Source organism: Wenzhouxiangella sp. YN9 (assembly GCF_056324165.1).
This window is the reverse complement of sequence record NZ_JBJNIP010000079.1, coordinates 1-1,647: the sequence shown is the minus strand read 5'-3', so window position 1 is coordinate 1,647 and position 1,647 is coordinate 1. Positions and strand designations below refer to the sequence as shown.

Sequence of the window (1,647 nt, the reverse complement as noted above, 5' to 3'; positions counted from 1 at the left end):
GCGTCCGCGGCGCGCGTACTCACAACCTGGCCAATGTCGATGTCGAGCTGCCTCGTGACCAGTTGATCGTGTTCACGGGTCTGTCAGGCTCGGGCAAGTCGTCGCTGGCCTTCGACACCATCTATGCCGAGGGCCAGCGGCCCGCTACCCGAGAACAGGCAGCCCGTATCCAGGCCGGGCGCGGCGTCGACCGTGAACTCGGTATCCGTTTGTTCCGGTGGCGCGAATGGTGAACTGCCGACGTGCATCGGAGCCGGACCGGTCAGGGTCGATTGTTCCCGTGGGTCCCCGACGGAGCCGGACTCCTGGGCATTCGATACCAGAGGCGCCAGCAACAGGCCGACAACCATCGCCAGCACGCCGCTTCTGCAACGGGAAAGACTCAGTCTCTCAATCATACGATATCCCTCCATTTTCAAGAGTGAACACCGGGACGGGCGAGGTACCACCACACCCCGGTCCAACGTGGGCAGACAGTGCTCGAAATGGCTTCCGATCACGCGTCTGCCATTCCCCCTCTTGAATCGTCCCGGCGGGACTCCGGCTCGACCGCTACAGTGCGGCTGCTCGACAGCGGTTGGTCCACCTGCCCCAGTACCCATTGCGAATCCGAACTCGAGGGCACCAGGGTGAGTGTAATCTGCAGTTGAATGGGGGCCTCCGATGGCCAAGCGGTGGCACTGGAGACCAGTTTCCCGCGCGGGACATGCCGGGCCAGGCGGGCCGGGCTTGTGCCCAGCGGTTGAAGATAGGATTCGACCGGCTGACTGTCCTGCCCATGCGACGACAGCAACTCGATATCGATCCGGTAGGTGCCGGGATGCGAACCGGCGGTGACCAGCCGCAAAGTGAAATCGCGTCGATTGGAACTCGGGCCCAGGGATGCCGAAGCGAGGCGGTGCACCTTCTCGATCGAGTCGGCTTCCATACGGTCCTCGCTGATCTGCTCGCGGACCGCTTTCCGGCAGGCTTCAGGCGAAATGCCGGAACCGTCGAAGAACCAGGACTCGCGCTCGACCACCCGGGTGCACAGTTCGGCATCGCGCGTTTCCACGGCCAGTCGGAGAAAGCAGCGCGAACGCTCGTAGTAGGTCTGTTTCCCGGGCGGGTTGAAGATCAGCCCGGTTCGATCGGCCCGCGAATCGATCGCTTGGCAGCGGGCGATCCCGCTGTCATCGGCACCCTCTGCCGACAGCCCCGACAGCGCGATGATCCCGAGGAGACCGGCGAACGCCCGGCGCCATCCTCGCCGGCGAGAAAATTGCGTGATGTGTGAAGGCCTTGCCATCGCGCCAACCTGACGTCCAACCAGCCCCCCCGATGCCTAATGATAACAAGCGACCGGGCCCAGTCAATCGGCTGGGGGATCGATTCTAGGCACCGAACTCCCGGACGGAACGATCCGGGCGGCCCACCGTCGGCCGGGATCGGATTCCTTTGCCCCGTACACGCCAGGCGCGATATATTAGCAGGCTTGTCTCGCATTCACGGCTCGATGCAATGAAGTCGATCAGCGTCCGCGGCGCGCGTACTCACAACCTGGCCAATGTCGATGTCGAGCTGCCTCGTGACCAGTTGATCGTGTTCACGGGTCTGTCAGGCTCGGGCAAGTCGTCGCTGGCCTTCGACACCATCTATGCCGAGGGC

Annotated in this window: 1 protein-coding gene and 1 pseudogene; one reads left to right on the top strand and one right to left on the bottom strand. The window is 63.6% G+C overall.

Translation table 11 applies throughout. The features are described from left to right. Nucleotides 1-233 (top strand): annotated as a pseudogene (locus ACEWQ0_RS04990) (hypothetical protein); the annotation flags it as partial. A gap of 263 nt (nt 234-496) precedes the next feature. Here ACEWQ0_RS04990 and ACEWQ0_RS04985 read toward each other — a convergent pair. Further along, a complete protein-coding gene (locus ACEWQ0_RS04985; protein ID WP_476484704.1) occupies nt 497-1,288 on the bottom strand; it encodes a hypothetical protein in 792 nt (263 codons plus the stop codon). Nucleotides 1,289-1,647: the final 359 nt, after the last annotated feature.